Source organism: Micromonospora sp. WMMD998, from assembly GCF_029581235.1.
Lineage (GTDB): Bacteria > Actinomycetota > Actinomycetes > Mycobacteriales > Micromonosporaceae > Micromonospora.
Genome location: NZ_CP120740.1, coordinates 3,936,325 through 3,953,052 on the forward strand (window position 1 = coordinate 3,936,325; position 16,728 = coordinate 3,953,052).

At 73.7% G+C, this 16,728-nt stretch carries 15 protein-coding genes; 11 read left to right on the forward strand and 4 right to left on the reverse strand.

Features of this window, described 5'->3' with window-relative positions; translation table 11 throughout:
• Positions 1–54 precede the first annotated feature (54 nt).
• The 9 genes from O7619_RS17900 to O7619_RS17940 all read left to right on the forward strand — a co-directional run bounded on the left by O7619_RS17900 (position 55) and on the right by O7619_RS17940 (position 11,788).
• The gene (locus O7619_RS17900) at positions 55–429 is read left to right on the forward strand and encodes a hypothetical protein (protein WP_282282103.1); all 375 of its coding nucleotides are present in this window, start codon (positions 55–57) and stop codon (positions 427–429) included.
• Between the two features lie 24 nt (positions 430–453).
• A complete protein-coding gene (locus O7619_RS17905; RefSeq protein WP_282282104.1) occupies positions 454–1,620 on the forward strand; it encodes a YcaO-like family protein in 1,167 nt (388 codons plus the stop codon).
• A complete protein-coding gene (locus O7619_RS17910) occupies positions 1,613–3,010 on the forward strand; it encodes a TfuA-like protein (RefSeq protein ID WP_282282105.1) in 1,398 nt (465 codons plus the stop codon). The genes O7619_RS17905 and O7619_RS17910 overlap by 8 nt, the downstream gene beginning before the upstream one ends.
• Positions 3,011–3,020: 10 nt before the next feature.
• A complete protein-coding gene (locus tag O7619_RS17915) occupies positions 3,021–5,138 on the forward strand; it encodes a radical SAM protein (RefSeq protein WP_282282106.1) in 2,118 nt (705 codons plus the stop codon).
• 241 nt (positions 5,139–5,379) lie between these two features.
• Positions 5,380–7,992, forward strand: a complete 2,613-nt coding sequence (gene lanKC, locus O7619_RS17920) for a class III lanthionine synthetase LanKC (RefSeq protein ID WP_282282107.1) — start codon at positions 5,380–5,382, stop codon at positions 7,990–7,992.
• Between the two features lie 6 nt (positions 7,993–7,998).
• Positions 7,999–8,118 carry a SapB/AmfS family lanthipeptide gene (locus O7619_RS17925; protein WP_282282108.1) on the forward strand — a complete coding sequence of 40 codons (120 nt, stop codon included), beginning with the start codon at positions 7,999–8,001 and terminating at the stop codon, positions 8,116–8,118.
• A 46-nt stretch (positions 8,119–8,164) separates the two neighbouring features.
• Positions 8,165–8,284, forward strand: a complete 120-nt coding sequence (locus O7619_RS17930) for a SapB/AmfS family lanthipeptide (protein WP_281589684.1) — start codon at positions 8,165–8,167, stop codon at positions 8,282–8,284.
• A gap of 64 nt (positions 8,285–8,348) precedes the next feature.
• Positions 8,349–10,016, forward strand: coding sequence for an ABC transporter ATP-binding protein (locus O7619_RS17935; RefSeq protein WP_282282109.1), 1,668 nt, complete (start codon positions 8,349–8,351; stop codon positions 10,014–10,016).
• Positions 10,013–11,788 carry an ABC transporter ATP-binding protein gene (locus O7619_RS17940; RefSeq protein ID WP_282282110.1) on the forward strand — a complete coding sequence of 592 codons (1,776 nt, stop codon included), beginning with the start codon at positions 10,013–10,015 and terminating at the stop codon, positions 11,786–11,788. The genes O7619_RS17935 and O7619_RS17940 overlap by 4 nt, the downstream gene beginning before the upstream one ends.
• Here O7619_RS17940 and O7619_RS17945 read toward each other — a convergent pair.
• Together O7619_RS17945 and O7619_RS17950 are read right to left on the reverse strand one after the other, a co-directional pair.
• Positions 11,718–12,329, reverse strand: coding sequence for a response regulator transcription factor (locus O7619_RS17945; protein ID WP_282282111.1), 612 nt, complete (start codon positions 12,327–12,329; stop codon positions 11,718–11,720). The two genes, O7619_RS17940 and O7619_RS17945, sit on opposite strands and share 71 nt — an antisense overlap.
• A gap of 116 nt (positions 12,330–12,445) precedes the next feature.
• Entirely contained in the window at positions 12,446–13,117 is a 672-nt protein-coding gene (locus O7619_RS17950) for a response regulator transcription factor (RefSeq protein WP_282282112.1), read from the reverse strand.
• Between the two features lie 234 nt (positions 13,118–13,351).
• Here O7619_RS17950 and O7619_RS17955 point away from each other — a divergent pair, with 234 nt between their 5' ends.
• Positions 13,352–14,164 carry a CPBP family intramembrane glutamic endopeptidase gene (locus tag O7619_RS17955; RefSeq protein WP_282282113.1) on the forward strand — a complete coding sequence of 271 codons (813 nt, stop codon included), beginning with the start codon at positions 13,352–13,354 and terminating at the stop codon, positions 14,162–14,164.
• Here the strand turns inward: O7619_RS17955 and O7619_RS17960 are convergent.
• Positions 14,161–14,523 carry a helix-turn-helix domain-containing protein gene (locus tag O7619_RS17960; RefSeq protein WP_282282114.1) on the reverse strand — a complete coding sequence of 121 codons (363 nt, stop codon included), beginning with the start codon at positions 14,521–14,523 and terminating at the stop codon, positions 14,161–14,163. The genes O7619_RS17955 and O7619_RS17960 overlap by 4 nt on opposite strands.
• A gap of 95 nt (positions 14,524–14,618) precedes the next feature.
• Between O7619_RS17960 and O7619_RS17965 the strand changes: the two genes are divergently transcribed.
• Positions 14,619–15,512 carry an NAD(P)-binding domain-containing protein gene (locus O7619_RS17965; RefSeq protein WP_282282115.1) on the forward strand — a complete coding sequence of 298 codons (894 nt, stop codon included), beginning with the start codon at positions 14,619–14,621 and terminating at the stop codon, positions 15,510–15,512.
• Between the two features lie 51 nt (positions 15,513–15,563).
• On the opposite strand, the gene O7619_RS17970 is transcribed toward O7619_RS17965, so the two are convergent.
• Entirely contained in the window at positions 15,564–16,607 is a 1,044-nt protein-coding gene (locus tag O7619_RS17970; RefSeq protein WP_282288863.1) for a helix-turn-helix transcriptional regulator, read from the reverse strand.
• Positions 16,608–16,728 lie beyond the last annotated feature (121 nt).

Below are 16,728 nucleotides of genomic sequence, written 5' to 3' on the forward strand. Positions count from 1 at the left end.
CGCCACAGCGATTAACCCTCCTCCCGCAGCGACCCCCGAGGAAAGGACCGAACGATGAGCAACGACGAACAGGAATACGGCGCGAGGTTCGTGACGAAGTACTCGGAACTGGTCACCGCGGTGTGGCGCAGCGACGACGAACTGGAGCGGCTCCTCGCCGACCCGACCGCGTACGCGACCGCCGCCGGCCTTCCGGTCGCCCCCGGCGCCACCGTCGAGGTCGACCGGGCCCAGCCCGCCACGCTCTACACCAAGGACCAGATCGTCGCCGACTGGTCCGGCACGCCCGGCCGGCACGTCCTGCACGTGCCCGAGGTGCCGCTTGTCGACCTCAACGAGCTGACCGAGGCCGAACTGGAGACCGTTGCCGGTGGCGTGGCCCCGGTCGCCGACAACAACGTCAACATCATCGCCGTTCTCATCCTCTGAGTTCCACCCCCGCCGGGAGCCTCGATGACTGACACGACCGAGACCATCGCCTTCCGTTCCGGCACCTACCGGACGGCAACCGTGGAGCAGACCTGGGCACGGGTCGGCGGCATGCTCGACCGGTTCCGGATCACCCGGGTCGCCGACATCACCCGGCTCGACGAGGTCGGCCTCCCGGTGCACGTCGCCTACCGGCCGGTCGGCGCCACCATGGCGGTGAGCGTCGGCACCGGCGCCACGGCGACGCAGGCACGGGTCAGCGCGGTGATGGAGAGCATCGAGTCCTGGCACGCCGAGAACCTCCGGCCGGGGACCGTCGTGCGGTCCCCGGCCGAGGCGCTCGACCTGCCGTACGACGTCCGCTGGCTGCACCTGGCCGAGCGGTCACCCCTGACCTCCGCCGTCGAACTCGACTGGGTGGCCGGCCGCGGGCTGGTCACCGACGCGGCCTTTCTGGTGCCCCGCGCCACCATCGAACTCGACTTCACCGTCCGGCGGGGCTGGGACCGCGCCCTGTTCACGCCCAGCAGCAACGGACTCGCCACCGGGAACACCTTCGCCGAGGCCAGCCTGCACGCCCTGCTGGAGGTCATCGAACGCGACTGCATCGCCCCGTACTGCACCTCGCCGTTGTCCGAGCGCGTCTACGCCGACCCCGGCACCGCCACCAACGCGATGACCCGCGCCGTGCACGACGCGCTGGTGCGGGCCGGCTGCTGGGTGGAGGTCTGCGACATCACCAACGCCCTCGGCGTGCCCTGCTACGCCGCCTCGATCTGGTCGGAGGACCTGCCGGTCACCTTCGGCGGCTTCGGCTGCCATGTGGACCCGGAGATCGCGGTTGGCCGGGCCATGGCGGAGGCGGCGCAGTCGCGGCTGGTCATGATCTCCGGGGCCCGGGACGACATCGACGCCACCGCGTACCGCGACGTCGGCGCCGCGCCGGTGCCCCCACCCACCGTCGACCGGCCGGTCCGGCCGGTCCGCCGGGACCCGCCGCCCACCGGCGACGTCACCCAGGTGCTGCGCGAACTGGCGTCACGGGTACGGCGGGTCACCGGTGTCGAGCCGTTCAGCGTCGACCTGACGCACGACGACATCGGCATCCCGGTGAGCAAGGTGTTCGCCCCCGGCCTGCGGATGTTCGACGAGCGGGCCCTGAGTATCCGACCGGGAGTGCCACGTGACTGACGTCGTCTTCATCGGTCCGAGCCTGCCGGCCGACGAGGTCGGCCGGCTGCTGCCCGACGCGGTGGTGCTGCCCCCGGTGGCACACGGCGACCTGCTGCGCCTGGACGTCGGCCCCGGCGACCGGGTCCTCGTGATCGACGGGTTCTTCCTGCAACACCCGCCGGTCCGCCACCGGGAGATCCTCGACCTGCTCGACCGGGGGGTGACCGTGGCCGGCGCCGCCAGCATGGGCGCGCTGCGCGCCGCGGAGCTGTGGCCGTTCGGGATGCGCGGCGTGGGCGAGGTGTTCCGGCTCTACCGCGACGGCGTCGTCACCGGCGACGACGAGGTGGCGGTCGTGCACGGACCCGCCGAGGAGGGCCACCGCGGCCTGAGCGAACCGCTTGTCAACATCCGGGTCGCGCTGCGCCGCGCCGTCGTCGCCGGTGTGCTCAGCGACGCCGAGGCCGCGCTGCTGCTCGAAACCGGCCGGGACCTGCCGTTCCGGCGACGCTCGTACCGCGCGCTGGCGCACACCGCGCCGCCCGGCGCGGCGGCCACGGTGGACCGGTTCCTCACCTGGCACCGGCGGAACCCGTGGGACGCCAAGAGCGCCGACGCGCGGACGCTGCTGTCGATGGCGGCGCGCGACGCGCCCGAGCTGTGCCCGGCGCACGCCGCCGACCAGCCGATCGACAACCTGCACACCCGCTTCCTCGACAGTTGGCGGGCGCGGTTCGCCGGGGCGTCGGTCGGCGGGCACCGGGTCAGCGACCGGGACGCCGCCGCGGTGCTGATGCTGACGCACCCCGAGGCGCCGACCTGGCACCGGCGCGCCGTGCTGGCCGGACTGGTCGGGGCCGACCTCACCGACCCGACGGTCGAGGAACGCGCCCACGAGGTCGCCCGCCGGCGCGGACTGACCCATCCGACACCGACCGGGTCCGACTGGCTGACCGAGGGGGAGCGCGCGCTCGACGAGCGGGAGGGGGTGCTGCGGGTGCTGGTGCGGGCCTTCGGCACCACGCCCTACCGCAGCCTGGCGCTGTGGATGGTCGCGGCGCCGCTGCGTACCCCCGCGATGCTCGCCGCGGCCCGGCAGGTCGCGGCGACCGCGGCGTCGCTGAACGAGACGCTCGTCCCGCGTACGACGGGGCTCCGCCGCCCGGGTGGTCGGCTGCACTTCCGCACCGAGGTCGTCGACGAGTGCTTCGCCGGTCTGTGGGGCTGCGCCCCCGACGGGGTGGAGGCGGCGGCGTGGGATCGCGGCTTCGTCGACCTGGCGGCGTTCCGGTACGCGGCCGAACCGTTGGTGGCGTACGTCAAGGCGTTCGGCGCCCCCCGGCTGCCGGCGGTGGCGCAGCGCGCGCTGGAGGAGACCCTGGCCGGTTCCGCGGCCCGGGTCGGCTGAGGAGGAGTCGATGAGCGGCATGGTGAACGCGGCACTGATCTACCCCCCGCTGACCGATCCCACCTCGGGATACCACTCCCTGAACTACCTCGACTCGTACGCCCGGGCGCAGGGACACCGGCCGGCGGAGATCATCGACGCCAACATCGAGGCGTTCCACCACTCGTACACCCCGTCGGCGTACGAGTGGCTGCGGCGGGAACTGTCCCGGCGCTCGACCGACGACCTCAGCGGCCCGGACGCGCTGATGGCCCGCGCGAACCAGCTCGGTCTGCCCGACCCCGACCCGGAGCGGCTGCGCCGGTCGATCGGCGTGTTGCAGGACCCGACCCTGTTCTACGACTACGCGCACTACCAGGACGCCGTCGAGGGCGTGATCTCCTGGATGGACGCGCTCGGCGCGGTCGGTTTCCCCGGGCAGTTCCGCGCCGGCTTCCGGCTCCACCCGCCGCCGATGATCTCGATCGGCTCGGTGGCGGCGCTCACCGACGAGACGCTGCTCGGCCGGCTCAACCGGCCCTTCCAGCCCTACTACGAGGACGTGCTGATCCCGCGGCTGGCGGCGGGCGGGCACCAGGTGATCGGGATCAGCGCCACCTACCAGTGGCAGCTCCCGTTCGCGCTCTGGATCGCCCGACTCGTCCGGCGGGCCTGCCCGGACGTCTTCCTCATCGCCGGCGGCACGGAGATCTCCGACGTCTGGAAGTGCGCCAGCCGGCCCGAGTACGTCTTCCAGGTGCTCGCCGACTTCGACGCGATCGTGGTCGGGGAGGGGGAGAGCGCGTACACGGAGATCCTGGACGCGGTGGCGACCGGAACCCTGCCGGGCGGGCATCCCAACGTCCGCCTGCACCCGAAGTACGGCCGCCAGCGCCACCTGCCCCTGCGCTACGAGCGCCTGGCGCAGGTGCCGGTCCCGGACTTCTCCGGCCTGCCCTGGGACCTCTATCTCAGCCCGGAGCGGTTCGTCTACTACTCCCCGACGCGGGGCTGCTACTGGAACAAGTGCACGTTCTGCGACTACGGCCTGAACACCGACGGCCCGACCAGCCCGTGGCGGCAGGACACGGTGGACACGATGGTCGCGGACGTCACCGAGTTGTCGAAGTTCACCAAGTTCATCTACTTCTCGGTCGACGTGCTCGCGCCGGCCACCATCCTGCGGTTCGCCGAGCGCGTCGTCGAACGTGGGCTGGACTTCCGGTGGGGCGCCGAGATCCGGCTGGAGAAGTACTGGTCGGACGAGCGCTGCGACCTGTTGCGGCGTAGTGGCTGCGTGGCCATCTCGGTCGGCTTCGAGTCCGGCAACCAGCGCATCCTCGACCTGATCGACAAGGGCACCAGGCCGGAGCAGGTCCGTCGCACCATGACGGCGATGACCAAGGCCAACATCGGGGTGCAGATGATGGGCTTCACCGGCTTCCCCACCGAGACCCGGGAGGAGGCGCTGGACAGCATCACGTTCCTGCGCGACAACCCGGACCTGTGGACGCTCGGCGGGCTCGGCGACTTCATGCTGACCCCGGGCGCCATCGTCGCCAAGGAGCCGGAGCGGTTCGGCCTCACCAACGTGCGGCCGGTGGAGGGCTCGGACATCGTCCGGGTTCTCCGCTACGACGAGCCGGTGACCGAGGCGGCGCGCGACGAGGTCGCCCGGGCCAAGGCCGACCTGAACCCCGGGCACTTCCACCGCCCGTGGCTGGGCTCCACCGACACCCCGCACACGTTCTTCTACCACGACCGCTACGGCACGGCGGTGCGTGGCGTGCTCGCCGACGACCGGGTCCGGCTGGACTCCGACGACCGGACCGAGTTCCTCGCCAACGGCTGCTTCGTCGACCACGACGACGAGCGGCTACGGGAGGCGTACCGGCAGATCCAGTCGGACGACCAGGACGGCACGGGCGAGTTGCCGGCCGGCCGGCACCTGTTCCGGCGGGCCGACGGCCAGGTGTTCGCGCTCAACCGCAGCAGCCGGCTGTTCCTGGATCTCTTCACCGCGCCGCTCACCCTCGCCGACGCGCAGCGCCGGCTCTGGATCGTCGAGCCGACGGTCGCCGAGCGGGTGTGGCGGACGTTCATCGGGCAGCGCCTGATCCGCCGCCTCCGCACCCCCGACCTGGTGTGAGGCGGGGGCCCGAGGTCGACCTCGTGATCACGGCATCGACGCGGTGGCATCTTCGCGGATGCCGCGCGCCGCCATACCCGCTCCGGCACTGGTCAATCGGTATTCGCGAGTTCAAACTCCGCTGTTGTCACGACTTCGGGGTGTGAAACTCATCGTCCCGTCATGACTCATCGCACTGTGCCCACGCCTCCGCCATCCGGTTTGATTGGCATCAACCGATCAGGCGGTGGAGGCATCCGACATGGACGAACGGTACGACTCGTACTGCGCGGTCGATCCGCTCTTCTACGACTCGCTGGCGAGCACCACGGCCGAGTCCGACGGCTACTCGACCGGCCCGATCCCGCCGGGCTGGGAGTGCGAGGCCAAGGACGACTGGATGATCCACGGCCCGGTCGACGGTTCCCTCCCCGCCCAGGGCTGGAAGATCCACATCTCCGCCTGCCTGGACAACGCCGAGCGCGTCCTGGCCCAGGTGGTCGGCTACTGCCGGCCCCGCGGCATCCCGTTCAAGCACCTGCGCGGCCCGCGCCTGCTGCTCATGCGCAACAGCAAGTACGCCCGGCGCGGCGCCAGCGGGAAGTTCGTCACCGTCTACCCGCGCGACGACGCCGAGCTGGAGCTTGCGGCCAAGGAACTCGCCGGCCTCCTCGACGGCGAGCAGGGGCCGTACATCCTCAGTGACCTGCGGTACGGCGACGGCCCGGTGTACCTGCGCTACGGCGGTTTCGCCGCCCGCTACTGCGTCTCCGCCGACGGGCAGACGGTGCCGGCGATCGAGGACGCGGACGGCGTGCTGGTGCCGGACCGGCGGGACCCGGTGTTCCACGTGCCGCACTGGGTGACGTTGCCGGACTTCCTCGCCCCGCACCTGGCCGCCCGGAACGCGGCGATGACGACCGACCTGCCGTACCGGATCGAAAAGGTGATCCACTTCTCCAACGGCGGCGGCCTGTACGAGGCCCGCGACACCCGCACCGACGAGCGCGTGGTGCTCAAGGAGGCCCGCCCGCACGCCGGGTTGGACGCCACCGGCGCCGACGCGGTGACCCGGCTGCGCCGCGAGGCGGCGACGCTGCGACGCCTGGCCGACGTGCCGCACCTGGTCCGGGTGCACGACGAGTTCAGCTTCGGCGGGCACGAGTTCCTCGCCCTGGCCTTCGTCGAGGGCCGCCCACTCAACCAGGTGGTGGTGGAGCGGTACCCGTTGGTCCATCCGGACGCCGACCGGGCCGACTACACCCGGTGGGCCCTGGAGGTGCACCGCCAGGTCGCCGAGGCGGTCGCCGCCATCCACGCGCACGGCGTCGTCTACGGCGACCTGCACCTGTTCAACATCATGGTCGGCGACGACGGCGAGGTGACCCTGGTCGACTTCGAGGTCGCCGCAGGCGTCGACGAGGCGAGCCGGCCCGCGCTGCGCAACCAGGCGTTCGCCGCCCCGCGCGACCGCACCGGCACCGACGTCGACAGGTACGCGCTCGCCTGCCTGCGCCTGGCCCTGTTCCTGCCGTTGACCGCGATGCTGCGGCTGGCGCCCGCCAAGGCGGCGCACCTGGCCGACGTGGTCGCCGAGCACTTCCCGGTGCCGCGCGAGCTGCTCGACGAGGCGGTCGAGGTGATCGTGGGCGGGCGACCGACGGACCTCCGCCACGCCGTCACGATCGACCCGGACGACTGGCCCGGCCTGCGCGACCGGCTCGCCGGGGCGATCACCGCCAGCGCCACGCCGGAACGCGACGACCGCCTCTTCCCCGGCGACATCCGCCAGTTCGCCGGCGCCGACGGCGGGCTCAACCTGGCGTACGGCGCGGCCGGGGTGCTCTGGGCGCTGCACGTCAGCGGCGCCGGCACCGACCCCGCGCACGAGCGGTGGCTGATCGACCGGGTCCGCCACCCCGCCTCCGGCAGCCGGCTCGGCCTCTACGACGGGCTGCACGGCATCGCGTACGTGCTGGACCTGCTGGGCCACCGGGACGAGGCGGTACGCCTGCTCGACCTCGCCGTCGACCAGCCCTGGACCGAGCTTCGCGACGACCTGACCGGGGGACTGTCCGGGATCGCGCTGAACCTCGCCCACTTCGCCGCGCGCACCGGCGAGCGGCGGTACGCCGACGCCGCCCGGCAGGCCGTCGACGTGGTGGTCGGACGGCTCGGCGACGTCGACTCGGTCGCCGAGATCAGCGGCGGGCAACACCCGTACGCCGGGCTGGCCCGGGGCGGGGCCGGCGTGGCGCTGATGCTGCTGCGGATGTACGAGCGGACCGGCGAGGTCGACCTGCTCGACCACGCGCGCACCGCGCTGCGTCAGGACCTGCGCCGCTGCGTCCGCCGCGACGCCGGGCACCTGGAGGTCAACGAGGGCTGGCGGACCATGCCCTACCTGGCCGAGGGGAGCGTCGGCATCGGGCTGGTCCTCGACCAGTACCTGCGGCACCGCCCCGACGACGCGCTGCGCGACGAGGCGATCGCGATCCGCCGTGCCGCCGACTCCCCCTTCTACGCGCAGTCCGGCCTCTTCGCCGGCCGCGCCGGGATCGTCGCGTACCTCGCCGAGCGCGGCGACCGGGACGCCGCCCGGCAGCAGGCCCGGCTGTTCGGCTGGCACGCCCTGCCGTACCGGGACCGGACCGCCTTCCCCGGCGACCAGCTCCTGCGGCTCTCCATGGACCTGGCCACCGGCGCCGCCGGGGTGCTCGCGGCGCTCGCCGCGACCCGGCCGGCCGACCCGCTCCACCTGCCGTTCCTGACTCCGCTGCCCGACGCGACGCGCGTCGCGGGCGCGGACCGGGCGGCCACCGACCCCCCGGTTTCCCCGGGGCGACCCCACACCGACGTGACCGGAAGGAGGTGAATCGACATGGTTCTGCTCGATCTCCAGGGCATGGAACTGCCGGCCGCCGAGCGCACCGGCGGTGGCAGCCGCGCCAGCCTGCTGCTCTGCGGCGACAGCTCGCTGAGCGTCACCACCTGCAACTGATCCGTCCGACGACCAACGTCACACGAGAGAGAAAAGAGGAAGCGACATGACTCTGCTCGACCTCCAGGGAATGGAACTGCCGACCGTCGAGCGCACCGGCGGCGGTAGCCAGGCCAGCCTGCTGCTGTGCGGCGACAGCTCGCTGAGCGTCACCACCTGCAACTGACGATCAGTCGCTTGGCCCCGGACCGGCGTGAGCCGGCCCGGGGCCCGCGCCCGTGGGAGGCCCGATGACCCCCGCCGACCGGCTCGCGCTTCGCGCCGTGGCCTTCGCCGGATGGTGGACGCCGACGTTGGCGGTGCTCGCCGTGGTCGAGACCGCGGCCGAACTGGCGCTCCCCGCCGTCCTGGGGCGCGCCGTGGACGCCGTGGTCGGCGCCGCGCCGCAGTCGTCGTCCGGTCGGTGGCTCGCGGTGGTCGCCGCGCTGGTGCTGGTGTTGATCGCCACGCGGGCGGCGAGCGACTTCGGCGACGGCGTGGCCGGGGCCCGCTCGGTCGCCGCGCTGCGGCACGCCCTGGTCCGGCACCTCTTCACGCTCGACCCCCGCACGGTGGCCCGCCGGCCGGTCGGCGACCTGGTCGGCCGACTGGTCGGGCAGGTCGCCGACGCCGGACAGGCCGCCCCGACGGTCGTCCTGGCCGGTAGCGTGCTGCTGCCCCCGCTGGGCAGCCTGGTCGCGCTCACCCTGCTCGACCCGTGGCTCGGCCTGACCTTCGTGGTCGGCCTGCTGCTCCTGGCCATGCTGCTGCGGCGGTTCGTCAGCGAGGCGTCCGGCGCGGTCGCCGGCTACCAGCGGGCCCAGGGTGACCTGGCCGGGCGGCTCGTCGAGGCGCTGGCCGGCGCGCGGACGATCACCGCCGCGGGCACCGCCGGGCGGGAGGTCGACCGGGTCCTCACCCCGCTGCCGGAGCTGCGCCGGCACGGCGTACGCACCTGGCGGGTGCTCGCCGGGGCGTCGGCCCGCGGTGCCCTGCTGAACCCGCTGCTGCAACTGGCGGTGGTGGCGGTCGGCGGCTGGTCGCTGTCGGCCGGTCGGCTGACCCCGGGCGAACTGCTCGCCGCCCTCCAGTACGCGGCGATCGGCGCGGGGCTGGGCGCCGCGATCAGCGCCGTGAACACCGCCGTCCGGGTCCGCGCCGGCTGCGCCCGGGCGGCCGAGATCCTCGACGAGCCGACCCGCCGGCACGGCGGCCGGGACCTGCCGCCCGGGTCGGGGCGGCTGGAGCTGTGCGGCGTCGACGTCCGTGGCGACGGCGGCGAGCCGCTGCTCGACCGGGTCGACCTGCGGGTGCCGGGTGGCACGCTGCTCGCCGTCGTCGGGCCGTCCGGCGCGGGCAAGTCCCTGCTCGCCGCCGTCGCCGGCCGGCTGCGTGACCCGGACTCCGGCGAGGTACGCCTGGACGGCGTGCCGCTGCCGCAGTTGACCCCGGCGGCGCTGGGCCGGGCGGTCGGCTACGGCTTCGAGCGGCCCGTGCTGGTGGGCGACACGGTCGGCGCGGCGGTCGGCTGCGGCGACGACCCGGTGCCACTGACCCGGGCGGCGCAGGTGCACGACGTGGTACGGCTGCTGCCCGAGCGGTACCGCACCCCGCTGGCCGGGCTGGCCCTGTCCGGCGGGGAGCGGCAGCGGCTCGGCCTGGCCCGCGCGTTACGGGCCGAACGGCTGCTGATCCTCGACGACGCGACGTCCAGCCTGGACACCGTCACCGAACACCGGGTGGTGGACGCGATCACCGGCCCGCACGACCGGCGTACCCGCGTGGTGGTGAGCCACCGGGTCGGCACCGCCGCCCGGGCCGACCTGGTCGCCTGGGTCGACGGCGGCCGGGTGCGGGCGGTGGCGCCGCACGAGGTGCTCTGGGACGATCCGGCCTACCGGGCGGTGTTCCGGTCGTGACCACGGTGGGGGCGGTGACCCGTGCGGCGCTGGCGCAGCGCCGCGGTCCGCTGCTGCGCCTGGCCGGCTGGTCGTTCGCCGAGGCGCTCCCGGCGGCGCTGACCGGGCTGCTGACCGCCCGTGCGGTGGATGACGGGTTCCTGGCCGGGCGGCCCGGCGTCGGGCTGGCATGGCTGGGCCTGCTGGCGGTCGCCGTGCTTGTCGGCGCGCTCGGCACCCGGCAGGCGTACGGGCTGCTGGGCGAGGTGGTGGAACCGTTCCGCGACGACCTGCTGCGGCGGGTGGTGGCGGGGACGCTCGCCGGCGCGACGGACGGGCGGGGCGACGACGCGGCGGTCACCCGGCTGACCCACCAGGTGGAGATGGTCCGGGACACCTGGGCGGGCCTGCTGATGGTGGTCCGGGGTTTCGTGTTCGCCACCGGCGCCGCCGTGGTCGGCCTCTGCTCCCTGGCCGCTCCGGTCGCGCTGCTCGTCACCGGGCCGGTCCTCGCCGGTCTCCTGCTCTTCGCCGCCGCGCTGCCGGCGATGGTGGCCCGGCAACGGGAGTTCGTCCTGGCCGGTGAGCGGCTCGGCCGGGACGCGGTCGTGGCGGTGGCCGGGCACCGCGACGTCACGGTCAGCGGCGCCGGGGACCGGGTCGTCGACTGGCTGGGCGGTCACGTCGACGCGCAGGCGCGGGTGGAACGGCGGCTGGCCACCATGGCCGCCGCGCGCAGCCTGAGCCTGGCCGTCGGCGGGTGGCTGCCGGTGCCGCTGCTGCTGGTGGCCGCACCATGGCTGCTCCGCCAGGGCCTCGGACCGGGCGCGCTGCTCGGGGCGCTCGTCTACGTGGTCCGCGGCATCCAGCCGGCGCTGCACACGCTGTTCCAGGGCGTGGCGGCCGGCGGTCTCCGCTTCGTGGTCACCCTCGACCGGCTGCTGAAGACCTGCGTACCCCCGGAGGGGTCGGGGGGCGCGACGGCCGCGTCGCCGCGCGATCCGGCCGCGCCCGCGCTGTCGCTGCGCGCGGTGACGTTCCGGTACGGCCCGGACGCCGTGCCGGTGCTCGACGGCTTCGACCTGGTCGTGCCGGCCGGCGACCACCTGGTGATCGTCGGCGCGAGCGGGATCGGCAAGTCCACCCTCGCGGGCCTGATGGCGGGCGTGCTGCGCCCCGGTGCGGGCACCGTCCACGTGGCCGGGACGCCGACCGCCACGGCCACCGCCGCCGAGTTGGCCGCGCACCGGGTGTTGATCCCGCAGGAGGCGTACGTGTTCACCGGCACGGTCCGGGACAACGTCCGCTACCTGCGACCCGACCTCGACGACGCGGACATCGGTCGGGCGGCGGACCGGATGGGCCTGGCCGACCTGGTGGCCCGGCTCGGCGGCCTCGACGCGGTGCTGCGGCCGGCGGGCCTGTCCGCCGGGGAACGCCAGCAGGTGGCGTTGCTGCGGGCCTGGCTGTCACCGGCGCCGCTGGTCATCCTCGACGAGGCGACCTGCCACCTGGACCCGGCCACCGAGGCGCGCCTGGAGGCGGCCTTCGCCACCCGGCCCGGCACGCTCGTGGTGATCGCGCACCGGATCAGTTCGGCGGCGCGGGCCCGCCGGGTGCTGCTGCTCGACGGCGGGCACGTCCACCTGGACACCCATCGCGGCCTGCTGGCCCGTTCGGCGGCCTACCGGGAGATGGTGGGCTACTGGGCCGGCGACGGGGTCAGATCCAGCAGGACTGCCGGGCGATCCGCACCGCTTCCAAGCGGGTCCGCGCCCCGGTCTTCGCCATGACGTGGGACAGGTGGTTGCGGACCGTACCGGGGGACAGGCCCAGCTTCTGGGCGATCTCCCGCACCGGCATGCCGGCGGCGGCCACGTCGAGCACCTCCCGCTCACGCGGGGTCAACGGATTGTCCGCCACCTCGAGCGCGGCGACGACCAGATCCGGGTCGAGCACCACCTGACCCTCGGCGACCTGCCGCACCCCCTCGGCGATCCGTGCGGGCGGCACGTCCCGGTCGAGGAAGCCGATCCGGCCACGATGCTCGGCGAGCACCGCGCGGAGGCGACCGGCCCGTCGCCGGTCCACGAGCACCAGCATCCGGCCGCCGTGGTCGCCGTCGGCGGCGGCGGCCAGGCACACGAGCCGCTCCACCGGTACGACGTCGACGTCGATGACGGCGACGTCCGGGCGGACGCTCAGCAGCGCGTCGTGGACGGCGTCGGCGGTGTCGGCCTCAGCGACGACGTCGATGTCCTCCTGGGCGGCGAGCAAATGGGCGAGCGCCCCCCGGACCAGCCGTCCCTCGATCGCGAGCAGCGTGCGGACCATGTCGACTCCCAGCCATGACCCCCGCTTTCCTGACCTAATGTGAACGGCCGATAACCAGCCGTCAGGATCTTATGTAAATCTTTGGCTCGGCGACACCCGCGTCGGGGTGTCGGCAATCAGATCCAACCGGCGTCGCGGGCGCGTTGCACCGCCTCCCACCGGTTCCGGCCGCCGGCCTTGCGCAGGAGGCTGGACAGGTGGTTGCGGACCGTGCCCGGAGCGAGGTGCAGCAGCGCGGCGATCTCCCGGCTCGGCAGTCCCTTCGCCGCGACGGCGGCCACCTCACGCTCCCGGTCGCTGAGCGGGTTGTCCGCGGTGTCGAGCGCGGCGAGGGCGGTCACCGGGTCGATGGTGTGGCGCCCCTCGGCGACCGCCCGCAGCCGGGCGAGCATCTCCTCGGGCGGCACGTCCTTGGCGACGACCCCACGGGCCCGCAGCCGCAGCGCCGAGCGCACCACCCGGGCGGTCGGCCGGCGCGTCAGCACCACCACCGCGCACTCCGGCACCGCGCCCCGCAACGCCGCCACCACGGCCCACGGTTCGTGCTCGGGGTCCTTGTGCTCGGGGTCCTCGCGCTCCGGGAGGTCGACGAGCACGAGATCCGGATGGGCGGCGGCGAGACGGCACAGGTCGGCGGCGTTCCCGTCGCACTCCCGCACCACCTCGAAGTCGGGCGCCGACGCCACCACCCCGGCCACGAGCGTCCGGCACAGCCCGGGTTCGCCGAGCACGGCGACCCGGACTGTCGGTGTCGGCCCGGGGGACGGTAAAGGTGGAGTATCACTCACGGGACTACTCTGCCCCACGGAGCGTCACGGGTAAACTCCGTCGGGGACACATTCCCGGCCGTCCCGTCATGTGGTCGGGGGCGGCGCACGCCGCGCTCACCGCCACGTCGTCGACGCCGTCCGGCAGCCGGACTCACCGGTCCGCGCACAGCCTCCGGGCTACGTCCAGGCCCACTACGGAGACGCCGCCCAGCGGTAGTGCTCCCGCCACGCCCGCGATGATCAGCTCAGGGCATGTCACTTCGGGTACGAGGAATTGTCGTCTTCCTGGTCATCGCGTTCGGCGGGACGTGGCCGTACCTCTTCTTCGCCAGGTGGGGGATGGGCTGGTCGCTGGTGAACCCGCTGGTCCAACTGCCGGTGGCGCTGATGCCCGCGCTCGGGGCCGTGGTGGTGCGGCGATGGGTGACCCGGGAGGGGTTCGCCGACGCGGGCCTGCGGTTGCGGCTGCGCGGCGCGTGGCCGCACTGGCTGCTCGCCTGGTTCGCGCCGCTCGCCGTGACGTTCCTGGCCCTGAGCTGCGCCGCCGCCCTCGGGTGGTGGCGGCCGGATCTGTCGCCGGCCGGCGGGCCCGGCGGCATCGCGCTGCTGCTGATCCTGCAACTGGTGTCGACGCCGGTCTACTGGGGGGAGGAGTTCGGCTGGACCAGCTTCCTCTGGCCCCGACTGGTTCCCGGCCGCCCGCGTGTCTCGGTGGTCGCAACCGGTTTCGTCTGGGCGGTGTGGCATGACCCGCTCGCCTACCTCGGGTACGCCGAGTTCACCGACCACACGGTGAGCATGGCGCTGTGGACCGTGATGTTCGTGCTGTTCCAGATGATGCTGTGCTGGCTCTACGCCCGCACCGGCTCGGTGTGGGCCACCAGCCTGGCGCATGCCGGCAACAACATGGTGATGGGGCTGCTCACCGAGCAGTTGTTCGGCGACCTGACGCCCGTACGGAACATGATCTGCGTCAACGTGGCGCTGGCTCTGGTCTGCGTGCCGCTGCTCTGCTCGGCCGCGTTCGGTCCGACGCGGCGCCGATCGTCGACCGCCCGTGTCTAGCCCGCCCGGACCTCCGGCCGGCGAGTGGCCCGCCGCTCGCGCCCCCACGCGGCCAGCGGTCGGAGCGCCTCGTTGACGCGCCTGCCGTCGTCGGTGAGCGAGTATTCGACGCGGGGCGGCACCTCGTCGTAGGCGACCCGGAGCACGATGCCGTCCGCCTCCATCTCGCGCAGGTGCGAGGCCAGCACCTTCTCGGTCACCCCCGGGAGGAGCCGGCGCAGCTCGCCGAAGCGGCGGCGCGGGTGCTCGTGGAGCGCCCAGAGGATCAGGACCTTCCACTTGCCGCCGATGACCCCCATCGCGGCGTCGATCCCGCACGTGTGCCCGTCCGGTGCGCCCGGCCGGTTCAACGTCGTCATGCTCCACCCTCCGGCCTGCTCGCTCACCCCAGGGTAACCACCCACTCCGACGTGCGTACTTGATCATCGCCGGGCCGGTGGCCAGCCTGGTCTGCATGGCACCGAACACTGTGGAGAAGACGCCCGTCACGCTGCTGGGCCTCGGCGCGATGGGCACCGCGCTGGCCCGCGCCTGGAACGCCGCCGGCCACCCACTCACCGTCTGGAACCGCACCGCGGCCCGCGCCACGACACTCGCCGGCGAGGGTACGCGGGTCGCCGGCACCGCCGCCGACGCGGTCGCCGCGAACACCCTCGTCGTCACCTGCCTGCTTGACGACGCCTCGGTCGGCCAGGCGCTCGCCGACGTCGACCTGACCGGCCGGGACCTGGTCAACCTGACCACCAGCACCCCCGCCCAGGCCCGCGCCCGCGCCCGGTGGGCCCACGAGCGCGGCGCCCGCTACCTGGACGGCGGGATCATGGCCGTCCCCCCGATGATCGGCGTGCCGGGAGCCGGCGGCTACATCCTCTACAGCGGCTCGGCGGCGCTCTTCGAGCGGCACCGGGACACGCTCGCCGTCCCGGCCGGCGCCACCTACGTCGGCGCGGACGCCGGCTTCGCCGCCCTGTACGACGTGGCCCTGCTCAGCGCCATGTACGGCATGTTCGCCGGCACCGCGCACGCTTTCGCCCTGATCCGCAGCGAGGACATCGACCCCGCATCGCTCGCCCCGCTGCTCGCCGACTGGCTGACCGCGATGGCCCCCTCGGTCCATCAGACCGCCGGCCACCTGCGCGGCGGCGACTACACCAGGGGTGTCGCCTCCACCCTCGCCATGCAGGTGGCAGGCGTGCCGACGTTCCTCGACACCGCCGAGCAGCAGGGCGTCAGCCCGGAACTGCTCCACCCCTACTTCGCGTTGATGCGCCGCCGCCTGGCCGAGGGCAACGGCGCGGAGGGCCTGACCGGCGTGATCGACCTGCTGCACGGCACGAAGCCGGCGTAGGGCCTGCTTGCCGGACTCCTCGTCATCCCGGCCGGGGCCGCCTGCGGTCGATCAGCGTCGCTGTCGGGCCGCCCTCTCTACCTCGCGGAGAACCAGGCCGAGAGTTTGTGAACGTCGGTCGGCGGGCAGCGCCGCCCACGCCCGTCGGGCATGGGCCAACCCGCCGGACCCGTCGCCCGACTTGGCCATCATGAGGGCGCGGTGCAGCTCGATGTGGGTGGCGAAGCGCGTTAGCGAGGCCGGGCGCAGCCGGTCGGCGTCGCTCTGGGCCTGCTCGCCGGGGCGTACGAGGCCGAGCCGGGCGTAGAGCATGGACCGGAAGGTCGCCATGCGCCAGGCGGGCACGGCGGCGTCGGAGATCTCGCCGTCGGGTGAGGCGGTGCGGTCGAAGACCCGCTGGGCGTCGTCGTCGGCCGCGATGGCTGCGGCGGCGTCGCCCCGCCCGGCGGCCACGTGCGCGCGAGCCATCAGCGCCTGAAGGCGGCCGAGGGAGGGACGGTCGGACAATGCGAGGGCTTCGTCCGCGTAACGCTGCGCGACCGGGAGCGCGGCACCCTCGTAGGCCAGGGCGATGGCGGCTCGCCCGCGTACCCAGACCCGGACGGCGAGGTCGTCGGAGCGGTCGGCGGCGACGCGGGCCGTGTCGTACCAGCCGATCGCGTCGGTGGGGTCCCTGGTCGTCTTGCCGTAGGTGGTCAGGGCGCGGGCGGCGACGGCCCACATGGCCGGATTGTCGAGTTGCTGTTGCAGGACGACGAGGTCGTTGGCGAGCCGGGATTGCAGGGCGTCCGCGCCGATCTCCATGTAGTCGCGGCCGTACGTGTCGACGCGGTCGCGCCAGCGGTCGGCGCTGTCGCGGTGGCCGGCGAGCGCGGCGGTGAAGCCGCCGCGGATCAACTCGTCGGCGGCGATCGGGCCGATGGTGGCGGCGGCGAGGAGGTCTCTGCGTCTCACGTCCGCTTCTCCCAACGCTCGCGGGTAGGCGAGCACGATGTCCGGCGTCGCGGTCCGGCGACCGGCTTCGACGTTGCTGAGATGCGAGGCCGAGTAGCAGGTCCGGGTCGCGATGGAGGCGAGGGTGACGCCTGCCTCAATCCGAGCGTAGTCGCGCGGTTACCGGATCGTGGTCCGGCTTCGGCGCGTTCTTGCGCGGATCGGTGTACCGTCCGTCGTGGCAGCCTGCCGGACAGTGATCGGCAGGATTCTCGTGTGGTCT

Excerpts from the sequence above, each read along its gene's own strand:
- O7619_RS17900 (WP_282282103.1), top strand. The coding sequence starts at position 55 with ATGAGCAACGACGAACAGGAATACGGCGCGAGGTTCGTGACGAAGTAC.
- O7619_RS17905 (WP_282282104.1), top strand. The coding sequence starts at position 454 with ATGACTGACACGACCGAGACCATCGCCTTCCGTTCCGGCACCTACCGG.
- O7619_RS17915 (WP_282282106.1), top strand. The coding sequence starts at position 3,021 with ATGAGCGGCATGGTGAACGCGGCACTGATCTACCCCCCGCTGACCGAT.
- lanKC (WP_282282107.1), top strand. The coding sequence starts at position 5,380 with ATGGACGAACGGTACGACTCGTACTGCGCGGTCGATCCGCTCTTCTAC.
- O7619_RS17925 (WP_282282108.1), top strand. The coding sequence starts at position 7,999 with ATGGTTCTGCTCGATCTCCAGGGCATGGAACTGCCGGCCGCCGAGCGC.
- O7619_RS17930 (WP_281589684.1), top strand. The coding sequence starts at position 8,165 with ATGACTCTGCTCGACCTCCAGGGAATGGAACTGCCGACCGTCGAGCGC.
- O7619_RS17935 (WP_282282109.1), top strand. The coding sequence starts at position 8,349 with ATGACCCCCGCCGACCGGCTCGCGCTTCGCGCCGTGGCCTTCGCCGGA.
- O7619_RS17945 (WP_282282111.1), bottom strand. The coding sequence starts at position 12,329 with ATGGTCCGCACGCTGCTCGCGATCGAGGGACGGCTGGTCCGGGGGGCG.
- O7619_RS17955 (WP_282282113.1), top strand. The coding sequence starts at position 13,352 with ATGTCACTTCGGGTACGAGGAATTGTCGTCTTCCTGGTCATCGCGTTC.
- O7619_RS17960 (WP_282282114.1), bottom strand. The coding sequence starts at position 14,523 with ATGACGACGTTGAACCGGCCGGGCGCACCGGACGGGCACACGTGCGGG.
- O7619_RS17965 (WP_282282115.1), top strand. The coding sequence starts at position 14,619 with ATGGCACCGAACACTGTGGAGAAGACGCCCGTCACGCTGCTGGGCCTC.